At 73.5% G+C, this 20,826-nt stretch carries 17 protein-coding genes and 1 pseudogene; 9 read left to right on the top strand and 9 right to left on the bottom strand.

The window, feature by feature from the left end; genetic code table 11:
* Positions 1-185: 185 nt before the first annotated feature.
* The 3 genes from ACFYPD_RS30330 to ACFYPD_RS30320 all read left to right on the top strand — a co-directional run bounded on the left by ACFYPD_RS30330 (position 186) and on the right by ACFYPD_RS30320 (position 2,684).
* Positions 186-1,583 (top strand): glycosyltransferase family 4 protein, encoded by a 1,398-nt coding sequence (locus tag ACFYPD_RS30330; protein ID WP_387120923.1) that lies wholly within the window; start codon positions 186-188, stop codon positions 1,581-1,583.
* Between the two features lie 343 nt (positions 1,584-1,926).
* Positions 1,927-2,121: a helix-turn-helix transcriptional regulator gene (locus ACFYPD_RS30325; RefSeq protein WP_387120921.1), complete on the top strand. Its 195-nt coding sequence runs from the start codon at positions 1,927-1,929 to the stop codon at positions 2,119-2,121.
* A 59-nt stretch (positions 2,122-2,180) separates the two neighbouring features.
* Complete coding sequence (locus tag ACFYPD_RS30320) at positions 2,181-2,684, top strand: GNAT family N-acetyltransferase (protein WP_387120918.1); 504 nt, start codon at positions 2,181-2,183, stop codon at positions 2,682-2,684.
* 37 nt (positions 2,685-2,721) lie between these two features.
* Here the strand turns inward: ACFYPD_RS30320 and ACFYPD_RS30315 are convergent, their stop codons facing one another.
* Positions 2,722-3,168: an alpha/beta hydrolase gene (locus ACFYPD_RS30315; protein ID WP_387120915.1), complete on the bottom strand. Its 447-nt coding sequence runs from the start codon at positions 3,166-3,168 to the stop codon at positions 2,722-2,724.
* A 97-nt stretch (positions 3,169-3,265) separates the two neighbouring features.
* On the opposite strand from ACFYPD_RS30315, the gene ACFYPD_RS30310 reads away from it, so the two are divergent.
* From ACFYPD_RS30310 to ACFYPD_RS30290, 5 genes are all read left to right on the top strand, one after another.
* The gene (locus tag ACFYPD_RS30310) at positions 3,266-3,685 is read left to right on the top strand and encodes an NUDIX domain-containing protein (protein ID WP_387120912.1); all 420 of its coding nucleotides are present in this window, start codon (positions 3,266-3,268) and stop codon (positions 3,683-3,685) included.
* Positions 3,686-3,900: 215 nt separating this feature from the next.
* The gene (locus ACFYPD_RS30305) at positions 3,901-4,557 is read left to right on the top strand and encodes a response regulator transcription factor (RefSeq protein WP_387120909.1); all 657 of its coding nucleotides are present in this window, start codon (positions 3,901-3,903) and stop codon (positions 4,555-4,557) included.
* A gap of 108 nt (positions 4,558-4,665) precedes the next feature.
* Positions 4,666-6,768 (top strand): M14 family zinc carboxypeptidase, encoded by a 2,103-nt coding sequence (locus ACFYPD_RS30300; RefSeq protein WP_387120906.1) that lies wholly within the window; start codon positions 4,666-4,668, stop codon positions 6,766-6,768.
* 262 nt (positions 6,769-7,030) lie between these two features.
* Complete coding sequence (locus ACFYPD_RS30295) at positions 7,031-7,546, top strand: fasciclin domain-containing protein (protein ID WP_387120903.1); 516 nt, start codon at positions 7,031-7,033, stop codon at positions 7,544-7,546.
* Between the two features lie 78 nt (positions 7,547-7,624).
* The gene (locus ACFYPD_RS30290) at positions 7,625-10,435 is read left to right on the top strand and encodes a M14 family zinc carboxypeptidase (protein WP_387120900.1); all 2,811 of its coding nucleotides are present in this window, start codon (positions 7,625-7,627) and stop codon (positions 10,433-10,435) included.
* Between the two features lie 72 nt (positions 10,436-10,507).
* Here the strand turns inward: ACFYPD_RS30290 and ACFYPD_RS30285 are convergent, their stop codons facing one another.
* The 4 genes from ACFYPD_RS30285 to ACFYPD_RS30270 form a co-directional block, all read right to left on the bottom strand.
* Positions 10,508-11,791 carry a citrate synthase gene (locus ACFYPD_RS30285; RefSeq protein WP_387120897.1) on the bottom strand — a complete coding sequence of 428 codons (1,284 nt, stop codon included), beginning with the start codon at positions 11,789-11,791 and terminating at the stop codon, positions 10,508-10,510.
* Positions 11,792-11,985: 194 nt separating this feature from the next.
* The gene (locus ACFYPD_RS30280; protein WP_387120894.1) at positions 11,986-14,031 is read right to left on the bottom strand and encodes a sulfatase-like hydrolase/transferase; all 2,046 of its coding nucleotides are present in this window, start codon (positions 14,029-14,031) and stop codon (positions 11,986-11,988) included.
* Positions 14,024-15,439, bottom strand: a complete 1,416-nt coding sequence (locus ACFYPD_RS30275; protein WP_387120891.1) for a methyltransferase domain-containing protein — start codon at positions 15,437-15,439, stop codon at positions 14,024-14,026. The genes ACFYPD_RS30280 and ACFYPD_RS30275 overlap by 8 nt, the downstream gene beginning before the upstream one ends.
* A 5-nt stretch (positions 15,440-15,444) precedes the next feature.
* Positions 15,445-15,594 carry a hypothetical protein gene (locus ACFYPD_RS30270; RefSeq protein WP_167364301.1) on the bottom strand — a complete coding sequence of 50 codons (150 nt, stop codon included), beginning with the start codon at positions 15,592-15,594 and terminating at the stop codon, positions 15,445-15,447.
* Between the two features lie 179 nt (positions 15,595-15,773).
* Between ACFYPD_RS30270 and ACFYPD_RS30265 the strand changes: the two genes are divergently transcribed.
* The gene (locus ACFYPD_RS30265) at positions 15,774-16,172 is read left to right on the top strand and encodes a VOC family protein (RefSeq protein WP_387120888.1); all 399 of its coding nucleotides are present in this window, start codon (positions 15,774-15,776) and stop codon (positions 16,170-16,172) included.
* A 114-nt stretch (positions 16,173-16,286) separates the two neighbouring features.
* Here the strand turns inward: ACFYPD_RS30265 and ACFYPD_RS30260 are convergent, their stop codons facing one another.
* The 4 genes and pseudogenes from ACFYPD_RS30260 to ACFYPD_RS30245 all read right to left on the bottom strand — a co-directional run.
* Positions 16,287-17,060 (bottom strand): helix-turn-helix domain-containing protein, encoded by a 774-nt coding sequence (locus ACFYPD_RS30260; protein WP_387120886.1) that lies wholly within the window; start codon positions 17,058-17,060, stop codon positions 16,287-16,289.
* A 73-nt stretch (positions 17,061-17,133) separates the two neighbouring features.
* Positions 17,134-18,360, bottom strand: coding sequence for a glycosyltransferase (locus ACFYPD_RS30255; protein WP_387120883.1), 1,227 nt, complete (start codon positions 18,358-18,360; stop codon positions 17,134-17,136).
* A 3-nt stretch (positions 18,361-18,363) separates the two neighbouring features.
* Positions 18,364-18,735, bottom strand: coding sequence for a hypothetical protein (locus ACFYPD_RS30250; protein ID WP_387120880.1), 372 nt, complete (start codon positions 18,733-18,735; stop codon positions 18,364-18,366).
* A 758-nt stretch (positions 18,736-19,493) separates the two neighbouring features.
* A pseudogene (locus ACFYPD_RS30245) lies at positions 19,494-20,806 on the bottom strand (ArnT family glycosyltransferase); the annotation flags it as partial.
* Positions 20,807-20,826 lie beyond the last annotated feature (20 nt).

Below are 20,826 nucleotides of genomic sequence, written 5' to 3'. Positions count from 1 at the left end.
GCCGGCCCGTCGGGTGTTGTCCGTCACGATCGCCCTTTTCGAGGTGCGGGTTCGCGCCGGATGGCTTTTCCTGGATAACGGACACGCGTGCCCGCGCGGGTCCACCCGGCCGTTCGGCCGCCCCCCACGCTCCCCACGCCGCCAGTGACGCCGGCGCGTACCAGCATGTATGGACGGAGATCGATGTGACCACCCTGCGGGTCGGCGCGCAGCCCGCCACCGCGACGGACCGGACCCACCGGCCCACCCTCACCTCCCGCCCGACCCTCCCACCGCAGCCCGGCGTGCCGCCCCGGACCCGGCGCATCCTCATGCTGTCGTGGGAGTACCCGCCAGTGCTCGTCGGCGGCCTCGGCCGCCACGTGCACGCGCTCTCCGTCGCCCTGGCCGCCGCCGGCCACGAGGTCACCGTCGTCACCCGGCACGCCGAGGGCGCGCCGCTGGAGGAGTACGCCGACGGCGTGCGGATCGTGCGCGCCGCCGAGGACCCGGTCACCTTCCCGCTCGCCACCGGTTCGCTGCTGGCCTGGACCATGGCGTTCAACCACACCCTGACCCGGGCCGCCCTGCGGGCCGCCGAGTCCGGCGGATACGACGTCATCCACGCCCACGACTGGCTCGTCGCGCACACCGCCATGACCCTGCGCGAGCACCTGGACGTGCCGCTGGTCAGCACCATCCACGCCACCGAGGCGGGCCGGCACCAGGGCTGGCTGCCCGAGGAGATGAACCGCACCATCCACGGCGTCGAGCACTGGCTGGCCACCGAGTCGGGCCGGGTCATCGTCTGCTCCGGCTACATGCGCGACGAGGTGGGCGCGCTGTTCGGGGTCGATCCGACCCGGGTCGACGTGGTCCCCAACGGGGTCGAGCCCCACCGCTGGCGGGTGCCCCGCTCGGCGGTCGCCGCGGCCCGGGCCCGGTTCGCCGGTGACGGTCCGCTGGTCACCTTCGCCGGCCGGCTGGTCTACGAGAAGGGCGTGCAGCACCTGCTCGCCGGGCTGCCCCGGCTGCGCGAGCGGCACCCCGGGCTGCGCGCCGTGATCGTCGGCGACGGGCCGTACCGGGCGACCCTGGAGGACGAGGTGCACCGGCTCGGGCTGGGCGGCACGGTCAGCATGCCGGGCTTCCTCGGCGGCACCGACCTGCCGGCCGTGATGGCCGCCTCGGACTGCTTCGCGGTGCCGAGCATCTACGAGCCGTTCGGCATGGTGGCCCTCGAAGGGGCCGCCGCCGGCGCGCCCCTCGCGGTGTCCCGCACCGGCGGGCTGGCCGAAATCGTCGAGCCGGGCGTCACCGGGCTGACCTTCGCACCGCAGGACCCGGACGGGCTCGCCGAGGCGGTGCACGCGCTGCTCTCCGACCGGGACCGGGCGCGGCTGCTCGCCCGACGCGCCCGCGCCATGGTCCACGAGCAGTACGGCTGGTCGGCCATCGCGTCCCGCACGGGGGCCGCCTACGCCGCCGCGATCGCGGGCGACCCGGCGTTCACCGCCGCCCGGACCGAACAGCGGATGACCGCCGGCCGGGCCCTGCCCGCCCTGCCGGAGGGCAACCTGCTCGCGGCCGCCGGCCTGCGCTGAGCCGAACCACGACGGCCGCCGACCCCGCTTGGGGAGGCGGCCGTCGTCATGGGTCAGGGACAGCGGAAGTAGCGCTGTCTCCGTCGCGCCTCGACCGTCAGACGCCAGGCCCGGAGCAGCCTCTTGGCGTGCTGTACGCGGGGGCATGTCCCGTCGGCGCGGCAATGCGGGCAGCGCTTACGCGTGTGGAAGTCCACCATGAAGCCGGCGGCCATCACGGGGAAAGGCGGCTCAGGTTCCCAGGTGCTAGTCACGCACTGATGATAGACGACTAGTACCTCCGACTACTAGGCGTGCGTCAAGCTGATACGTGACTAGTTGTCGGGCACCTAGCGTCCGAGGCATGCCCAAGAAGCTGCGGCTGGTCGGCTCGGCGGAGATCCGCGTGCTCCTCGGGGGCGTGTCGCGACAGCGGGCGTACCAGATCACCAGCCGCCGGGACTTCCCCGAGCCCGTTGCCATGCTCCAGATGGGCAACGTCTGGCTCGCCGAGGACGTCGAGAAGTGGATCGCCGAGAAGCGACCCGAGATGGACTAGTCCCGTCCTGCCGATCATGGCCAGGTCCCCAGGGCTGCTGCGTCGCCCCTAGGATCGGGATGATGCGGGACGTGGGGCTGACGGTTCGGCCAGCGAGCGTGGCGGATGTTCATTCACTCGTGGAGTTGCGCCTGGCCAACGCCGAGGCGCACCTCGCTCTCGACCCTGGCATCTACCGCGTTCCGCCGCGTGACGCGGTGGTGCGTCACTTCACGGCCGTGCTGGCCGACGACTCGGGACGGGATGGTGTTCTCGTCGCCGAGGCTCGTGATGGCCGGGTGGTCGGGATGATTGAGATGCTGCGGCAGCCCGATCCGCCGGAGCATCAGATCCTGCGTCCTGAACCTTCGGCGCAGGTGCACACGGTGGTGCTGCCCCATGCCAGGGGGCTCGGGGTGGGAGCAGCGTTGCTGAAGGCGGCCGAACGGTGGGCAACCGACCGAGGGATCACGTACCTGTCCGCCGGCATCCACCACCGCAACGTCGGTGCGGTGCGCTTCTACCGTCGGCACGGCTACACCGACGCCGGTTTCTCCCTCGGCAGGCGTCTGGGCGTCCGGTGACCAGTGGTACGCCCGGCCGCGCGTCGGCCACGGAGGATCAGCAGGATCGCCGGCCCAACAACTGCGCGGCGTCGCGGAGGAAGCGGTCCTCCGCCGCGGCAGCGGCTGGTGACACGTCCCGCAGGGTCGGGAAATCGTGGATCAGTCCGGGCTCACGTCGATAGTCGACCGCGACCACCGACGCCCCCGTGGCCGCTGCGAGCCGCCGCGCCTGCGCGTCATGCGTGTCGAGATCTCCCAGCACGAACCCGCCGCCATGGAGGTGAACGACCACCGGGCCGGCGCCCGGCTCGCACACCCGTACCGGGACACCCGCCATCGTCGTGTCGACGGTCGGGACTTCCGGTCCCGGCGTACGCGCTGCGGCCCGTGCGCGGGATGCCTGACGCGACGTCGCCACGTCCGGTTCGCCGGCGGTCGGCTGGGCCCTCGCGGTCCGCAGAAATGCGGCCAGGTGGTCGTCAGCGATGAACTCCTCCGGCACGGACTCATGCTAGTAGGCCGGCCGGCCGGCTCCGGCTGACCGGAAGATCCGCGCCGACGGCCCTGTGCCGAGGATGCCGCCGTGGAATGATTCCGCGATGGCCAGCTATGACATAGCGCTTGTCCTGCTCGTCGACCCCTCCGGCGCCGTTCTTCTGCAGCATCGCGACGAGCACGCGCCCGTCTCGCCGAACCAGTGGGGACTGCCCGGCGGCCACATCGAGCCCGGCGAGACGCCGGAGGAGGCCGCCCGCCGGGAACTGCTGGAGGAGACCGGCCTGACCGCCGGCGAACTGCGCCCCCTCTGGACCGGCCCGCGCCCCTACGAGGAGGGCTTCCCGCACACGGTCACGGTCCACGTCTATCACGGCACCACCGACGCGACCCAGGAGGACGTGGTGCTCGGCGAGGGCCGAGCCATGGTCTTCGTCCCCCGCGACGAGGTGCTCGACCGGGACCTGGCGGTCTCCACCGCGTTCGTCCTACCGCGACACCTCAAGGCATCGAGGGACTCCTGAGCGGGCCCGGCACGAGGATCCGCGCGAATCTTGGCAAGATGGCGTTCGCAACGAACGGCAACTCTCCAAGATCTCGGGTCGTCGCTTCGCGGAATCCGTCCGACGGTTCGACCTTCATGATCGTCCGGTCGTGATCTCTTGTTCGGGCTGGTCGCCGCACGGGCGGATCGGACAGACTCGCGGGCACCGGGCGCGACGAGGTTCGAGGAGACGCGGTGCGGGTGCTTCTGGTGGAGGACGACCTGCGAGTCGCGTCCGCGCTCGCCGCCGCGCTGCGCCGCCGGGGCAACTCGGTCATCACGGCCACCACCGCGTCGGAGGCGGTCGAGGCCGGGCCGGTGGACCTCATGCTGCTTGACCTCAACCTCCCGGACCGGGACGGCCTGTCGTTGTGCCGGGAGCTCCGCCGGCACAACGAGGACGTCGCGATCATCGCGGTAACCGCCCGCGGCGACGAGCGGGACCGGGTGGCGGGGCTGCGGGCCGGCGCCGACGACTACGTGGTGAAGCCGTTCTCGATGGCGGAGTTGCAGGCCCGGATCGAGGCGGTGATGCGCCGGACGGCCCGCGCCTCCCGGGCCGAGGCGACGCTGGAGGTCGGCGACCTGCGGCTGGACCTCAACGCCCGGCGGGTCTGGCTGGGCAACCGGGAGGTGATCCTGACCCGCAAGGAGTTCGCGCTGCTGATGGCGCTGGCCCGACAGGCCGGGAGCGTGGTGCCCCGGGAGCGGCTGCTCATGGACGTCTGGCAGACCACCTGGGGCGCCGGCCACACCCTCGACGTCCACGTCGCGGCCCTGCGGGGCAAGCTCGACGACGCCGGCCGGGTGGAGACCGTCCGCGGGGTGGGCTACCGGCTCCGGCCGGCCTGAGCCGCCGATCCTCAGATCAACCTCAAGAAATCGCTCGATGTCGACCATGGACGCGCGGACTCGCGTGTGCTGTCCGGACCGAGTCATCCCACCTGTTCTGGAGCTTCCATGAGAGACAGACGGACGACGGCACTCCTCTCCGCCCTGCTCGCCGCGACCATGGCGGCGTTCGCGGGGCCCGTGCCCGCACAGGCCGACCCGGCCGAGCCGAACCAGGTCCAGGGCCTGACGGTCGTGCAGGGCGACGGCTACGCCACCCTCGCCTGGACGCCGGTCGACGGCGCCACCGACTACCAGATCGAGCGCACCCCGGTCGCCGCCGACGACACGGCGGCCGGACCCGCGGTGATCACCGGCGTCTGGCGGCCGAACCGCCAGATCAACAACTCCTCCCCCACCTTCGCCGACGCGGGCTTCAACCCGGGCGCCCGGTTCCAGTGGCGGGTCCGTGCCCGCTTCGGCACCACCGCCGAGCCGTACTCCGCGCCGGTGGCCGGCACCACCCGGGCCCCCTGGGGCGATCCTGCCGTGCCGGGTGAGAACCTCCGCACGCAGTGGGAGACCACGCTCGCGGCGCAGTACACCAGCGACGTCAACGAGTACGCCTACACGGCGGCGGTCGACGAGCTGAGCGACCGGGTGCGGGTGACCGAGATCGGCCGGACCGCGCTGGGCCGACCGATCAACATGTTCGTCATCGGCTACCCCACCCCGCCGGCCACCCCGGCGGCGGTGGCCGCGACCTCGCCGCTGATGGTCAACTGCAACGTGCACGGCAACGAGCCCGGTGACCGGGAGGCCTGCCTGATCATGGCGCGGCAGCTGGCCTTCAGCAACGACCCGCGGACGCTGGACCTGCTGTCACACACCACGGTGCTGATCGTGCCCACCATCAACGGCGACGGCCGGGCGGCCAACACCCGGGGCAACTCCACCGGCCAAGACCTCAACCGGGACTACTCGCTGATCCGCCAGCCGGAGACCTTCGCGCTGGTGCGGATGCTGCGCGACTACCGCCCGGTGGCCGGCTACGACGGGCACGAGTTCGGCAACTCCAGCGCCGGCGACCTGCCGATGCTGCCGCCGCGGCACCAGAACGTCGCCCAGCCGATCTTCGACGAGTCGCAGCACATGATCGAGGGTCACATGTACACGCAGGGCGCGAAGGACGGCTGGTGGCCCTGCCCGTACGGGTGCAACGGCGGCGGCAACGTGGGGCTGAGCGAGGAGACCATCCTGCGCAACACGCTGGGGCTCAAGAACGTGGTGAACTCCCTGCTGGAGCTGCGCAGCGCCGGCGGCGCGACCCGGCCGGACGAGGGCAACACGGCGAACAACCGGCGGCGCAAGGCGTACTCGGCGCTCTGGACGTTCCAGCAGTTCCTCGACTACCACCGGGCGAACCTCAAGGAGATCACCTCGGCGCGGGCCGACGGGATCACCTTCCAGGTGTCGAACACCGGCCGGATCGTCTTCCGCGGCTCCCGGCCGATCGCCGCGTACCCGTCGCCGCACCCGGGCGAGGCCCCGCCGCCGCTGGACGCCCCGCGCGCCGACCAGATCCTCACCGACGTGCCGTGCGCCTACCAGCTCACCGAGGAGCAGTACCACGGCGAGCGCACCGACGGCCCGGCCGGCCAGCGGACCACCGTGGCGCAGCGGCTCGCCGCGCACGGCTGGAAGGTGGTCAAGGTCGCCGACGGGTACGTGGTGCCGCTCGCCCAGCCCGAGCGGGGGCTGATCCCGCTGCTGCTGGACGGGCAGGCGGTGGAGAAGCTGGTCGACGCCGAGCGGGTGTACCCGACGGTGACCGGCCCGCGTAGCGGTCCGCTGGTGGTCTCCGGCTTCACCTGCCTGCGGGACGCCACGGTGACCGGCCCGGTCCGGGTCCGGGCCGGCGGCACGCTGGTCGCCACCGGCTCGTCGATCACCGGCCCGGTGGACGCCGCCGGCGCCGCCGGCGTGTTCCTGACCGACACCAGGGTCACCGGCCCGGTCCGGATCGCGCAGGGCACCGGGTCCGTGGTGGTCGTCGACACCACGGTCGAGGGTCCGGTGGACGTGTCCGGCAACCGGGGCGACGCTCCGCTGCTGGCCGCCAACACGGTCACCGGCCCGCTGCACTGTGACGGCAACAGCGCGGCACCGGTTGACCTGGAGCTGGGCAACTCGGCGACCGGCCCGAAGACGGGCCAGTGCGCGAGCCTCTGACCCGCTGACCGTCGTACCGGCAGGTCCGGCCTCCCGGGCCTGCCGGTACGACCCGACCCGACCGGAGAACGCCGTGGAACGGCCCGTCATCCCCCCGCGATCCCGACCTCTCCCCCGGCTCCGGTGGCCGGTCCGCCGGCGACGGACCCCTGCGCTCGCCGCCGTCGCGTTGTCCCTGGTGCTCACCGGCACGGGTTGCTCCGGCACCGGCACCGCTTCGCCGGCCGCGGCCGGCGGCGCCGCACCGAAGGCAGCGCCCCTCGTGAGCGGCCCGCTGTGCGACCTGCTGCCCTCCGGCAGCGACCCGGGCAACCCGGCGGCGCTGGTCGGTCAGCCGGCCGAGGCGGCCCTGCAGTGGCTGCCCGTCCTCACCACGTTCGAGGCGGCGGTGCGGGCGTCCGGCATGTCCGCCGACCTGCACGGCGGCTCGGGGGTGACCATCCTGGCCCCGACCGACGACGCGTTCGCGGCCAAGTTCTCCGAGGACGACCTGGACCACCTGTTGCTGGCCGACCGGGACGGGCTCCGCCGCCTGCTCCGCGAACACCTCGTCGCCGGGTCGCTGTCGCTGTCCGACCTGGTGGCCGCCGGCACGGTCACCACGCTCGCCGGCACCACGCTGACGGTCACCGGGGGCGGGGGTTCCGCCCGCCTGGCCGACCAGGCGGACACCGTGTGCGCCGACTACCAGGTCGCCGGCGCGCGGATCCACATCATCAACCACGTGCTCGGCAGCCTGCCCACCACCGGCGGCGAGGGCGGGCACCGCGCCCACTGACTCTTGCTCCAGGAAACCGCAGCTCATACGTTCGATCCAGCTCGCTCGATCTACCCCCGAGTGAAACGAGGCATCCCGATGCGCCTGTCGAAGCGTCCACACCGGGCGGTCCACACGAGAAGAACGGCCGGCGTCGCCGCGCTGCTCCTGCTGGCCGGTCTGACGCCGTTGCTCGGAGGCGCGCCGGCCGGCGCCGCCCCCACGGCCCCCAGCTGCAGCAACGACCCTGCCGCCCGGCTGTCTACCGTGCCCAGCCCCGAGTCCGCGCTGGGCTTCCCGCTCGGCACGGGCCAGGAGCGGGTCGTCACCAACGACGAGGTCCGTAGCTACCTGACGGCCGTCGACGCCGCCTCCGACCGCGTGGTCACCGGCGTCATGTCCACGAGCGTGCTCGGCCAGCCGCTGCCGTACGCCATCGTCTCCAACGAGCGGCACGTCCGGCCGGGCGCGCTGAAACAGATCGCCGACGACATCCGCGATCTGCGGGACCCGCGCGGGACCGGGGCGAAGAAGGCCGCCGAGACCGCGGCCGACCGCCCGGCGATCGTCTGGGTGGCCGCGAACGTGCACGGCGGGGAGAAGAGCGGCACGGACGCCGCGCTCAAGACCCTGTACGAGCTGGCATCCGGGCTGTCCTGCGCGGTCGCGGAGCGCAACGACAACCTGGTGACCGTCATCGTGCCGACCCAGAACCCCGACGGTCGCGACGCCAGCCGCCGGCAGAACGAGTACGGCTTCGACCTGAACCGGGACTGGTTCGCCCGCACCCAGCAGGAGACCGACGGCAAGATCGAACTCCTCCGGCAGTACCCGCCGCAGGTCTTCGTCGACGCGCACGAAATGGGCGGCCGGCAGTACTTCTTCCCGCCCAACGCCGACCCGATCCACCACGAGATCGCCAGCGAGAACGTCGACTGGATCAACCGGATCGGCGAGGCCAACAAGGCCGGCTTCGGCTTCAACGGCGCCTGCGGCGGCGCCGTCACCACGGAGTGCTACTTCAACTACGCGACGTACGACCTGTTCTTCATGGGCTACGGCGACACCGTTCCGGCCGCCGGCTTCGGCGCCGCCGGCATGACCTTCGAGAAGGGCAGCGCGTCGGCGGTGGCCGACCGGGTCCAGCAGCAGTTCCACACCCAGTGGTCCACCCTCGGGTGGGCCGCCGCGAACAAGCATGAGGTGCTGAGCAGCTACTACAAGATCTGGACCGACGCGCTCGGCGAGGGCAGGGCCGGGGCGCTGGAGCCGAACGAGGTGGTCCAGCCGACCAACAGCGTCCAGTTCCCGGTGCCGGACATCAAGATCCGCTCGTACTTCCTGCTCCCCGACCGGCAGCTCGCCGACGTGCGCCAACTGGTCGAGCGGCTGCGCCGGATGGACGTCGAGGTCTACGAGGTGACCAGGCCGACGAAGGTGCCCACCGCCCGGGTCTTCGGCGGGCGCACCGCGACCGACGTCACGGTGCCGGTCGGCGCGTACTGGATCCCGATGGACCAGCCGCAGAAGCACTGGATCCAGGCGGTCATGGGCGAGGACCCGTACGTCCCGTTCCCCTACTTCTACGACGTGTCCTCCTGGAGCAATCCGCTGCTCATGGGCGTGGACACCATCTACACCGGCGACGACGTCCGGCCGCGCGCCCGACCGGTCCGGCAGATCACCGGCGGCAAGGCCTCGGCGGCCGGGGCGAAGGGCTCGTACACGTACCCGCTGGACTCGGCGGCGGCGGCCGAACTCACCTTCCGGCTGCTCGGCCGGGGCGTGCCGCTCGTCCGTGACCTCGACACCAGCGCGGTGGGCTTCCCCGCGAAGAGCCTGACGAAGGAGATCGACGGGCTGGCCCGGTCGCTCGGGGTGACCCTGAGCCCGAGCGGCGCGGCGGCCGGCGGGAGCCCGGTGGACCTGCCGGATGTCGGGCTGTTCCAGGGCACCGGCATCTCCACCACCTCCGGCTCGCACGGCGAGGCCCGGTACGTGCTCGGCAAGCGGTGGGGGCTCGACCTCACGCCGGTGACCACCGCCGACATCAACGACAACACCGCGGCGTTCACCGGGCGCACTGTGCTGCTCGTGCCGGACGGCAGCAGCCCGACCGGCGGGCTCACCGCCGCCGGGCAGGCCAACCTGCGGAACTGGATCGCCCAGGGCCACACCTACCTCGGCCTGCGCAACGAGGGCACCCGGATGGCCCGGGCCGCCGGCCTCACCTCCACCACCGAGAAGACGAAGCCGGCGGACTACCGGATGATCGGTTCGCACCTGCGGGTCGATGTCGACGGCAGCAGCCCGGTCGCGCTGGGCCGCCCGGCCGAGGACTTCGAGTTCAACAACAGCGACTCGATTCTGAACCCGAGCAGCACCGGCACCAACGTCCTCACCTACCCGTCCGACGACACCTTCTGGGCGAACGGCTACACCATGCGCAGCGACGTGTTGAAGGGCACCGTCGCGCTGGTGGACGAGCCCACCGGCGCCGGTCGGGCCGTGCTGTTCGCGTTCAACCCGCTCTTCCGGGCGTACAACGAGAACGGGCTGCACCTGGTGGCCAACGCCCTGCTCTATCCGTCGGGTGCGGCGGCGGGCAGCGCGCGGCGTACGACCGGTGTCGACCCCGCCCGGGCGGCTGCGGCGGCCCAGCCGGTGGCGGACGACCTGGGCGGCGAGTGGCGCCCGATCACCGTCGAGGTGGCGGCCGGCGACCGCGGACGCGCCGAAGCGGTCGTCGCCCGGTACACCGACACGGCCCGGGTCTCCGTGGTGGACGGGTCGGCCTACCTGGTGATCCCGAATCCGGCCGGCCTGCAGGCCGACGAGCACCCGTTCCTGCGTGACCTGGTGGGCGCCCTCCGGGACGCGCGGATCCCGCTCCGTTCCCTGGTGGGCTGACGCACCGTCCCGCACCGACACGAAGGCCGCCGACCCGCACGGGGTCGGCGGCCTTCGCCGTCAGGACCGGGCTCAGCGCTCCGTGGCGGCGACGTAGTCCCGCTCGGCGTAGCCGGTGTAGATCTGCCGCGGGCGGCCGATCTTGGTCTCCGGGTCGTTGATCATCTCGCGCCACTGGGCGATCCAGCCGGGGAGCCGGCCCAGGGCGAAGAGCACCGTGAACATCTTGGTCGGGAAGCCCATGGCCTTGTAGATCAGGCCGGTGTAGAAGTCCACGTTCGGGTACAGCCGACGCGAGACGAAGAAGTCGTCGGCGAGGGCGATCTCCTCCAGCTGCATCGCGAGGTCCAGCAGCGGGTCCGGCTTGGCCATCCGGCCGAGCACGTCCTGGGCGGCCTTCTTCACGATCGCGGCGCGCGGGTCGTAGTTCTTGTAGACCCGGTGGCCGAAGCCCATCAGCTTCACGCCGTCCTGCTTGTCCTTCACCTTCTGCACGAAGGTGCGGACGTCGCCGCCATCGGCGTGGATCTTCTGGAGCATCTCCAGCACGGCCTGGTTGGCGCCGCCGTGCAGCGGGCCGAACAGCGCGTTCACGCCGGCCGAGACCGAGGCGAACAGGTTGGCGTTGCTGGAGCCGACCAGCCGGACGGTCGAGGTGGAGCAGTTCTGCTCGTGGTCGGCGTGCAGGATGAAGAGCATGTCCAGCACGCGGGCCACCACCGGGTCGACCTCGTACGGCTCGGCCGGCACGCCGAAGGTCATCCGCAGGAAGTTCTCGACGTAGCCCAGCGAGTTGTCCGGGTAGAGCAGCGGCTGGCCGATCGACTTCTTGTACGCGTACGAGGCGATGGTGGGGACCTTCGCCATCAGCCGCACCGTGGACATCTCCACGTGGTCGGAGTCGAACGGGTCCAGGCTGTCCTGGTAGAAGGTCGAGATCGCGCTCACGGCCGAGGAGAGCACGGCCATCGGGTGCGCGTCGCGCGGGAAGCCGTCGAAGAAGCGGCGCATCTCCTCGTGCAGCAGCGAGTGCCGGCGGACCCGCTCGCTGAACTCGGTGAGCTGAGTCTGGGTCGGCAACTCGCCGTAGATCAGCAGGTAGGAGACCTCCAGGAAGGAGGACTTCTCGGCCAGCTGCTCGATCGGGTAGCCGCGGTACCGCAGGATCCCCGCGTCCCCGTCGATGTAGGTGATCGCGGACGAGCAGGACGCCGTGTTCACGAAACCGGGGTCGTACGTCGTCATCCCGGTTTCCTTCAGCAGCTTGCCCACCCCGATTCCGGCGGGCCCCTCGACCGCAGGCTGCACCGGCATCGACAGCTGCCCACCAGGGTGGTCGAGCTTGACTTCCGTCATCTGTTCCTCGCTTCGCCGGCAAGATCTTCGTTGAGTTGCCTTCGCTTTTACCGTAATCACGGTGGGGAGGACACCGCTCGTCATGGTTCGGTGGTGAGGTATGCGTCACCCGATTCCCGACTTGCCGACTCGGAAACCCCGTGGAAGCGCGACCACCCCGAGCTGGGAAGGCTACCCGGCGATCCTGCGGATGATCACGAGAGGGTGAGCCGGCTCAGCGCCCCGTCGACGCCCACCCGGTACAGGTCGAGGCGGTTGGCCCCGGCGGCGAAGAGCCGGTCGTCGGGGAGAAGGGCGGCGAACCGCCGGCCGGCGTGGTCCGGCGGGACCACCGGGACGACCGCGCCGACCGTGCCGTTCACCGCCACGGCCAGCCGCGTCCCGTCCGGCACCGAGGCGGGCACGGACCCCCAGACCAGCGCGGGCAGCTCGCCGCGCGCCGGGTCGACGTCGCGGAACGCGGCGAGGTTGCCCACGGTCGCCGTACCCCCGGGTGGTTTCTCCCCGACCCGGGTGCCCACCAGCGGGTCGGGGGCGGGTGACTCGGGCGGGGACGGGACCCCGCCCGGGAACGTCAACGGCTGGCCGGGCGTGTCGTAGAAGCGCTTGTCGGAGGTGTCGCGCGGGGCCTGCCTCGCCGGGCGGCCGTCCATCCGCCAGGGGATCCGCATGTGGGTCTCGTCGGCGATCGTCGGCAACAGGTCCACGTGCTGCCAGTTCCGGTCGTCGACCCGGCCGGTCCGCTGGCCGGGTTCCTTCAGGAACATCGGCACCCAGGCGACCTGGTCGGGCGCGTGGTTGATGGCGTCCAGCCCCCGGCCCTGCCAGTCCTTGCGGAAGCTCACCCCGTGGTCGGCGGTGACCAGCACGAGCGCCTTGTCGTAAAGGCCGGTGGCGCGCAGGGTGCGCAGCGTCTCGCCGATCAACCGGTCGGTGTAGCCGAGCTGGGCGAGGTGCCGGGCCCGGGCCAGGTCCACCCACCCGGTCCCGTCGCTGGGCAGGTCCTCGGGGGCCGCGTAGTGCGCCCCGGACGGCAGGTAGACCCAGGGCGAGTGCGGCATCAGCAGGTGCAGGAAGTGCAGCGTCGGCCGGTTCGCGGGGCGCAGCCCGGCGAGGAAGGTGGTGAACCGGGCCGGCTGGTTGTCGTCGAGGGTGTCCCAGCGGAACTTCGGGTCGTCCGGCACCGGCTCGGCCGCGTCCAGCCCCGCCTCGGCGCGGGTCTGCTCCCGGTAGGAGTCCTCCGGGTCGATCCGGCTGTCGACCGGGGCGGTGACCTGGCGCAGCAGCTTCCCGCTCTCTCGGACCAGCACCCCTAGCCCCTGCTCCGGGCTGGCCGGCTGCTCGCAGCGGCTGGGCGGGCAGAGCCGGGTGATGCTCTCCTCGGCCTTGATGTCGTACAGGCCGCCGAGGGCGGTGAACAGGTTGTCCGGGTACCGCGAGTAGTGCGGGGCCACCGGCTCGGCCGGGTAGCGCCCGCGGAGCATGGCCGGCAGCGCGTAGGGGGTCCAGCCGCTGACGCCGGTGGCGTTGCGGTACCAGGTCGAACCGGCGGCCAGCTCGGCGAAGTGCGGATACCGGACGGCGTCGATTGTGCGGTCCGGACCCAGCAGGGAGACCAGCGGCAGCTCGTCCAGGACGATCATGACCACCGGCGGGTGGGCCCCCGCGCCGGCCACCCCGGCGGCACCGCCGTGCCCCCGGGGCAGCACCACGGCCGAGGCCGGCGAGGCGAAGACGAACAGGCCGACGAAGGCCAGCGGCCCGACCGCGGCCACCCGCAGCACCCGGGCGAGGGCCCGCCACCGCCGGTGGGCGGCCGCCACGGCGGCGCCGGCCGCGACCGCCACCAGCAGCAGGGGTACGCCCCGAAGCGGCGTGACGTGCCGGCCGACCTGGACCGCGAGCGCGGCCAGCAGCAGCCCCACGACCAGCGTGTGCAGGGCCGTCCGGGCGAGCCGCCCGGCGAGCAGTCCGCCCGCCCCGAGCAGGGCGAACGGCACGGTCGGCGCGATCGCGATGAGGGCCACCAGGAGCAGCACGTCGGCCCGGGAGGCCCGGTGGAACAGGAAGAAGTCGGGGCTGCGGCCGAGCACGTCCAGCAGCGGCTGGGTGACCACCAGCCCGACGAGCGCCACCACCTCCAGCAGCCGGCCGGCCTCGCCGCGCCAGCGGCCCCTGGCGGGGGGCGGATCCGGGGCCGCCGGCGGGGCCTGCGGCGGCGCGAGCGTGCCCTCAGCCACCTACCACCACCTGGTAGAGGGTGCGGGTGCCCGACGGCAGCTCGGTGCGGCAGACGACCCGCCCGCGCGTCGCGAGCAGCGACTCGAACACCTCCCGCCGGTAGTCCGGGAAGAGCCCGTCCGGCTTGTTCGCCAGCAGCCGCCGCGCCATCGGATCGTCGGGGTGCACGAACTCGACCACCAGGCTGCCGCCGGCCAGGGTCAGCGCGGCGAGCTGGTCCAGCACCTCGGGCAGCGGCACGTTCCGGCCGATCGCCAGGTGGTGCACCAGGGCCAGGGCGAGCACCACGTCGGCCCGGGCCCGGTCGGCGAAGGCGGCCCGCTCGACCCCCCGCCAGCCACCGCCGGGCGACGGGTCGGCCAGGTCCATCACGAGTGGCAGGATCCGCCCCTCCCCCTCGTCGCGCAGCGCGCGGTAGAGGGCGTCGACCACCGCCGGGTCCTGCTCGACGGCGACCACGTGGTCGGCGTGCCGGGCGGCGATCCGGGCGTAGCGGCCGTCGTTGGCGCCCAGGTCGAGCACCCGGCCCGGCCCGGTCGCGGCCACCGCCCGGTCGACGAAGTGCTCCTTGGCCTGCCGGTCCGGCACCGAGTACGCGCACGTGCGCTGGTAGTCCGACCAGTGCGTCTCCCCCGGCCGGTGGTCCAGCCGGCGGACCAGCTTCGTCAGCCCGCGCACGGTGGCCAGGGCCAGCTCGCGGGAGTAGCCGGCGGACCGGAGCTGGGCGCGTACGGTGCTGGTGCTGGCCTCGGCGTTGCGGTCCTGCATCGCGCCGTGCAGGTGCACGTGGGTGGGCACCCCGGCCCGCCAGCGCCGGGCCCCACCGAAGAACCGGCGCATCTGGTCCGGCTCGATGCCGTCGATCCGGGCTCGCAGGAAGGGCTGGAAGTCCAGCCCGAGGTGGGCCTGGACCAGCAACGGGTAGAGCAGCGTCTGACAGAACTGCCGGTAGCCGGCCCAGGGCTCGCCGTCGCGGGCCGCCTCGAACGAGCCGACGTCGATGAAGACCGGCCGGGCGCCCCGCCACTGCACGTTGTAGGCCGAGCCGTCCTTCGTGGTGAAACCGGCGGCCAGCGCGGCGCGCAGCACCTCCAGGTGCAGCAGGGCGGCGTCCCGGAGCATCCCGTACGACCACTCGTAGGGATGCGAGACGAACGGAATTCGCTCGTGGCGCAGCACCGCGGCCCAGGGCACGTCGACCGGGGTCGGGAACAGCTCTTCCGTGCCGCAGACCTGGCGGTTGGCGAGCAGGTCGCGGAAGAAGTCGCTGGCGGCCAGGGCGCGCCAGTCGCGCGCGGACCGCTCGTCCAGCCCGCGCAGCACCTCGCCGGCGCGGTGGAAGACCCGGTTGCCGGGGTCGCGGAAGGAGCCGGGCTCGGCGCGCAGGCCGGTGTCGGGGAGCGCCACGCCGGTCAGCCCTGGTCGGTGGGCTGCCGGCGGAACCGGGCCACCAGCCGTCTCCAGTAGAGCTTGGCGGCCACCGCCACGCCGGCCACCCCGCCGACCACCGCCTGCACGATGAGGCTGCCGGATCCTGCGTCCAGGTAGGCCAGGTGCGTCACGGCTGCTTCCTTCCCCTCGCCAGTCATCGGAGTCCGGCCCGATATGAGAGCTTTACTGCTCTGAGCCGGACTTGCCCCACCGTACGCTTCTGGTCCTGATTGTGCGGGCCACACCGGTGACTCGTCCCCCGTCCGATCCGTTCAAGACGGCCGGGCCCGCCGGCCTCTACCGTGGCCGCATGACACCGCAGTTCGATCTCATCGGGATGGTCGTCACCGACATGGGACGCACCCTGGACTTCTACCGCCGGCTCGGGCTGCCGGTCCCGCCCGGCGCGGAACGCGAGCCGCACGTGGAGATCACCCTCGACAACGGCGTCCGGCTGGCCTGGGACACCGTCGAGACGATCCGCAGCTTCGACCCCGACCACGCCCCGGCGACCGGCGGCCCGCGCGCCAGCCTGGCGTTCCGCTGCGCCGACCCGGCCGAGGTGGACCGCTGGTACGCCGAGCTGACCGGCGCCGGCCACCACGGCCACCTGCCGCCGTGGGACGCCTTCTGGGGCCAGCGGTACGCGGTCCTGCACGACCCGGACGGCAACGGCGTCGACCTGTTCGCCCCGCTCAAGTCCGACTGAGCGACCCATCCACCGATCTTGGACAGTTACCGTTCGAGCGAAACGGCAGATCTCCAAGATCTCGAACGTGCCGCCGGCGGGGCTGCTCGGCCTGAGGCGTCGCGCGTGCGGGCGTCAGACGCCGGCGGGCGGTAGCAGGCGGGTCGGAGGGACGCCGGCCAGTTCCTTCACCTCGCGGCTGAGGTGGGCCTGGTCGGCGTACCCGGCCAGGGCGGCGACCTCGGCGAGCGGGGTGCCGGTGCCGGCCAGGTCGAGGGCGCGGCGCATCCGCAGGATGCGGGCGAGGGTCTTCGGGCCGTACCCGAAGAGGAGCCGGCTGCGCCGGTGCAGGGCCCGCGCGCCCAGGCCGACCTCGGCGGCGGTCGCGGCGACGGTCGCGCCGGCCGCCAGCCGGGCGGCGACCCGCGCCCCGAGCGGGTCAGGGCCACCGGCGGCCCGCAACCGGCCCCACGCGACCTCCTCCAGCACGGCGGCGACCGGCCACCCGCCGGACGCCGACGCGGCGGGGCTGCCCCCGGCGGACCGCCGGCCGAGGGCCGCCCCGGCGCCTCGCGCATCCTCCGCCGCGACGCGGTCGGCCAGGTCGGCGGCGGCCCGTCCCCACAGGTCGGCGAGGGGCACCCGCTGGTCCCGCAGCTCGTCGGCGGGCACCCCGAACACGGCGGGTCCGGTGCCCGGCGGCAGCCGCAGCCCGACCCACCGCTCGCCGGGCACGCTCACCGACAGGTGCGCGGTGCGGTCCGGCCCGGCGACCAGCAGCCCCGACCGGCTGGACCAGAGCAGGTCTAGGCACCCGTCCGGCAGCACCCGCACGGGCTCGTCGCCGCGCGAGACGCTGGCCCACCGCACGGCCCCAGCGATTCCCGGCGCCGGCCCCTCCCGGTACATCCCTCCACCCTGCCACGCCGTGGCCCGATTCCCGCTCCGGATCTTGGCGACCCCACCCGCCAAGATCGGGCGGTCAGGGGCGGTGGTGCATGGCGAGGCGGAGCAGGATGAACCGGAGGGCGGTCGCCGCGAGGTTGGCGGCGATCAGGACGGTCAGCTCCAGGGCGCGGGGCGGAGTGCCGGCGGTGGCGTGCAGGACCGCCAGGGAACCGCTGGTCAAGGCCAGGCCGAGGGCGAAGGCGAGCAGGCCCTGGAGGTGGTGCCGGCCGGCGTGCCGGCGCCCGGAGACGCCGAAGGTCAGCCGCCGGTTGGCCGCCGTGTTGGCCACCGCGGTGACCAGCAGCGCCAGCAGGTTCGCCGGTTGCGCCCCGAGCGGGCCGCGGGCCAGCACGAACAGCACCAGGTACGCGAGCGTGCTGGCCACCCCGACCACCGCGAACCGGGCGAGCTGCCGGGGCAACCCGACCGGCACCTGGGCCGGCGGCGCGTGCAGCGGCGCCCGGCCGAGCTGCGCGCGCAGGTCCGCCAGGGGCAGCGCCCCGGTGACCAGGCCCCGGCTCACCCGCCAGATGCCGCGCAGGTCGGCCAGGGCGGTGGCCACGATGTCCACCCGGCTGTCCGGGTCGTCCACCCAGTCCACCGGCACCTCGTGGATCCGCAGGCCGGCCCGCTGGGCCAGCACCAGCAGCTCGGTGTCGAAGAACCAGCCGGTGTCCTGCACCAGCGGCAGCAGCCCGGCCGCCACATCGGCGCGGATCGCCTTGAACCCGCACTGCGCGTCGGAGAAACACACCGCGAGGGTGCCGCGCAGCAGCAGGTTGTAGCCGCGCGAGATCACCTCCCGCTTGGCGCCCCGGACCACCCGGCTGGTCCGCGCCAGCCGGGTGCCGATGGCCAGATCCGAGTGACCCGAGATGAGCGGGGCGACCAGCGGCAGCAGCGCCGCCAGGTCGGTGGAGAGGTCCACGTCCATGTACGCCAGCACCGGCGCCGGCGAGGCGGACCAGGCGGCCCGCAGCGCCCGGCCCCGCCCCTTGGCGTCCAGGTGCAGCACACTCACCCCGGGCAGCTCGGCGGCGAGCGCCTCGGCCACCGCGAGCGTGCCGTCCACGCTGGCGTTGTCCGCCACGGTGATCCGGAACGGGTACGGGAAGTGCGCGGTGAGGTGCGCGTGCAGCCGCCGGACGCAGGGGCCGAGGTCGGCCTCCTCGTTGTAGACGGGCACCACCACGTCCAGCACCGCCGTGGGCTCCGTGGGCCGGGCCTGCACGGCGGCCCGGGGTTCGCGGGTGTCGGTCATCGCTCAGCCCTGCTCTCCGCTGCCCAGGTCGTACACGGTCACGCCGTCGACGGTCTGCGCCGTGAAGTTCTCGGCCACCCAGGCGGCGATCTCGGCGGAGGCGTTGCTGCCGCCGTTGGCCCGGAACCCGCCGCCACCGATGAAGTAGTGGATCTGTCCGTCGGCGACGTACCGCTGGAACTGGGCGAGGGTCGGGGACGGGTCGCTGCCGTTGAAGCCGCCGATCGGCATCACCGGCTCGCGGGTGGCGAGCTGGTAGCCGGAGGCGTTGTTCGAGCCGACCGTCGCGGCGACCCAGGTGTAGTCGTCCGCGTCGGCCTCCAGCAGGGCCCTCAGCTCGGCGCTCGGCTCGCGGGCGTCGAGCAGCCCGCCCATGCCAGCGCCGCGCTGCGACCGGCCGTCGCCGCCGGGGACCTGCCCGGTGGCGCCGCTCTGCCCGGTCGCCCCGTCCTGCCCGGTGCCGGTCTGGCCGGAGCCCGTCTGGCCGCCGGGAAGGCCGGGGAACTGGCCGTTGCCGCCGCCCGGGAAGGCCGGGAACTGGCCGTTCTGGCCGGTGCCGCCGTTCTGGCCGTTGCCGCCGTTCTGGCCGTTGCCGCCGTTCTGGCCGCCGGGAAGCCGGGGAACTGGCCGCCCGGGGCCTGCATGCCGCCCGGCATCCGGCCGCCGCCCGGGAAGCCGCCGCGGCCACCGGGGCCGAAACCGCCCTGCACGGCCGGGCCGGCGCTCGGGATCGAGCCGGTGTGCGCGGTGGCCGCCGTCTGGAGGGAGTACGCCACGGGGCCGGCGAGCGCGGCCGCCGCTCCCAGAGCCAGCAGCACCGGTGCCGCCCGGCGGGGCAGCCGGTCGACGAGCACCAGCAGCACGGCGGCGGCCAGGCCGACCACCAGCACTGCGGGGCGCAGCCAGGGGTACCAGTCGGCGCTGCGGCCGAGCAGGTGCCAGGACCACCAGGCGGTCGCGGCCAAGGTGCCGGCCAGGATGACGGTCGCGGCGAACCCGCGCCGCCGGTCCGGGGCGAACGGCCGACCCGCCGGTGCGACCGGGGCGAGGGTGGCGGGCTGGCCGCCTGCGGCCGACGGAAGGGTGGCGGCCGGCGGGACGGCGGCGGCCGGCGGGACGGCGGCGGCCGGCGGGACGGTGCCGGCGGCGACCGACGGCGCGTACCCGGGTGCGGGCGCGACGGGGATGGCCGGGGTGGTCCGGGCCCGCCAGAGCAGGGTCGCTCCGATGCCCACCAGCGCGCCGACCGCCGGGGCCAGGGCCACCGTGTAGTACGCGTGGAAGATGCCGGACATGAAGCTGAAGATCAGCCCGGTGACCAGCAGCCAGCCGCCCCAGAGCAGCAGCCGGCCCGGGTCCGGTCGGTACGCGACGCCCGTCCGGCCAGCCACAGCCCGGCGACCAGCAGGATCAGCGCGGCCGGCAGCAGCCAGGAGATCTGGCCGCCGATCTCGGTGTCGAACATCCGCAGCAGGCCGGCCTGTCCGGAGAACGGGCCCCCGCCGCCGCCCGTCCGGCCGGCGCCGCCGACGCTGCCCTCCTCGTCGCCGGTGATCCGGCCGAGGCCGTTGTAGCCGAGAGTCAGCTGCAGGATGCTGTTGTGCTGCGAGCCGCCGATGTACGGGCGGGCGTTCGCGGGGACCAGCTCCACGACGGCCACCCACCAGCCGGCGGCGACCAGCATGGCCAGCCCGGAGAGCAGCAGCTGGCGGATCCGCCGCCAGAAGCCGGTCGGCGCGGCCAGCAGGTAGACCCCGGCGAAGACGGGGATCACCAGAAACGCCTGGAGCATCTTGGTGAGGAAACCGAGCCCGACCATCGCGCCGGTCAGCGTGATCCACCGGGTGCTCGCCGTCTCGACCGCCCGCACCGTGGCGTACGCGGCGGCGACCAGCAGGAACACCAGCAGGGCGTCGGGGTTGTTGAACCGGAACATCAGGGTGGCCACCGGGGTGACCGCGAGCACCGCGCCGGCCAGCAGGCCGGCGACCGGCCCGTACCAGCGGCGCACGGCGGCGTGCAGGACGCCGACCGAGGCGACGCCGAGCAGCGCCTGCGGCACCAGGATCGACCAGCTGCTCAGCCCGAAGAGGCGGACCGAGAGGGCCATCAGCCAGAGCGAGGCGGGGGTCTTGTCGACGGTGATCGAGTTGGCCGCGTCCGAGGAGCCGTAGAAGAACGCCTTCCCGCTCTCCGAGCCGGCCTGCACGGCCGCCGAGTAGAACGCGTTGCCCCAGCCCGAGGCGCCCAGGCCCCAGAGATAGAGCAGCGCGGTGGCCAGCAGCAGGCCGAGCAGGGCCGGTCGCGTCCAGCGCGGGTCGCGACGGGGCGGCTCGGCCGGCGGCTGCGCCGGGGTCCGGACCGGTTCCGGGGCGGGCGCGGGGGCCGGTTCGGTCGCGGGCGACCCGGCCGTGGACGCGGTCAGCAGGCTCTCTGTTCTGTCCATGCCGGCAAGCCTCGGGTCGA

It is taken from the genome of Micromonospora sp. NPDC005299, from assembly GCF_042872345.1.
Lineage (GTDB): Bacteria > Actinomycetota > Actinomycetes > Mycobacteriales > Micromonosporaceae > Micromonospora.
Note: the sequence above shows the minus strand (reverse complement) of the source record. Positions and strands in the feature narration are given on the sequence as shown.

Excerpts from the sequence above, each read along its gene's own strand:
- ACFYPD_RS30325 (WP_387120921.1), top strand. The coding sequence starts at position 1,927 with ATGCCCAAGAAGCTGCGGCTGGTCGGCTCGGCGGAGATCCGCGTGCTC.
- ACFYPD_RS30320 (WP_387120918.1), top strand. The coding sequence starts at position 2,181 with ATGATGCGGGACGTGGGGCTGACGGTTCGGCCAGCGAGCGTGGCGGAT.
- ACFYPD_RS30310 (WP_387120912.1), top strand. The coding sequence starts at position 3,266 with ATGGCCAGCTATGACATAGCGCTTGTCCTGCTCGTCGACCCCTCCGGC.
- ACFYPD_RS30300 (WP_387120906.1), top strand. The coding sequence starts at position 4,666 with ATGAGAGACAGACGGACGACGGCACTCCTCTCCGCCCTGCTCGCCGCG.
- ACFYPD_RS30290 (WP_387120900.1), top strand. The coding sequence starts at position 7,625 with ATGCGCCTGTCGAAGCGTCCACACCGGGCGGTCCACACGAGAAGAACG.
- ACFYPD_RS30285 (WP_387120897.1), bottom strand. The coding sequence starts at position 11,791 with ATGACGGAAGTCAAGCTCGACCACCCTGGTGGGCAGCTGTCGATGCCG.
- ACFYPD_RS30265 (WP_387120888.1), top strand. The coding sequence starts at position 15,774 with ATGACACCGCAGTTCGATCTCATCGGGATGGTCGTCACCGACATGGGA.
- ACFYPD_RS30260 (WP_387120886.1), bottom strand. The coding sequence starts at position 17,060 with ATGTACCGGGAGGGGCCGGCGCCGGGAATCGCTGGGGCCGTGCGGTGG.
- ACFYPD_RS30255 (WP_387120883.1), bottom strand. The coding sequence starts at position 18,360 with ATGACCGACACCCGCGAACCCCGGGCCGCCGTGCAGGCCCGGCCCACG.
- ACFYPD_RS30250 (WP_387120880.1), bottom strand. The coding sequence starts at position 18,735 with ATGGGCGGGCTGCTCGACGCCCGCGAGCCGAGCGCCGAGCTGAGGGCC.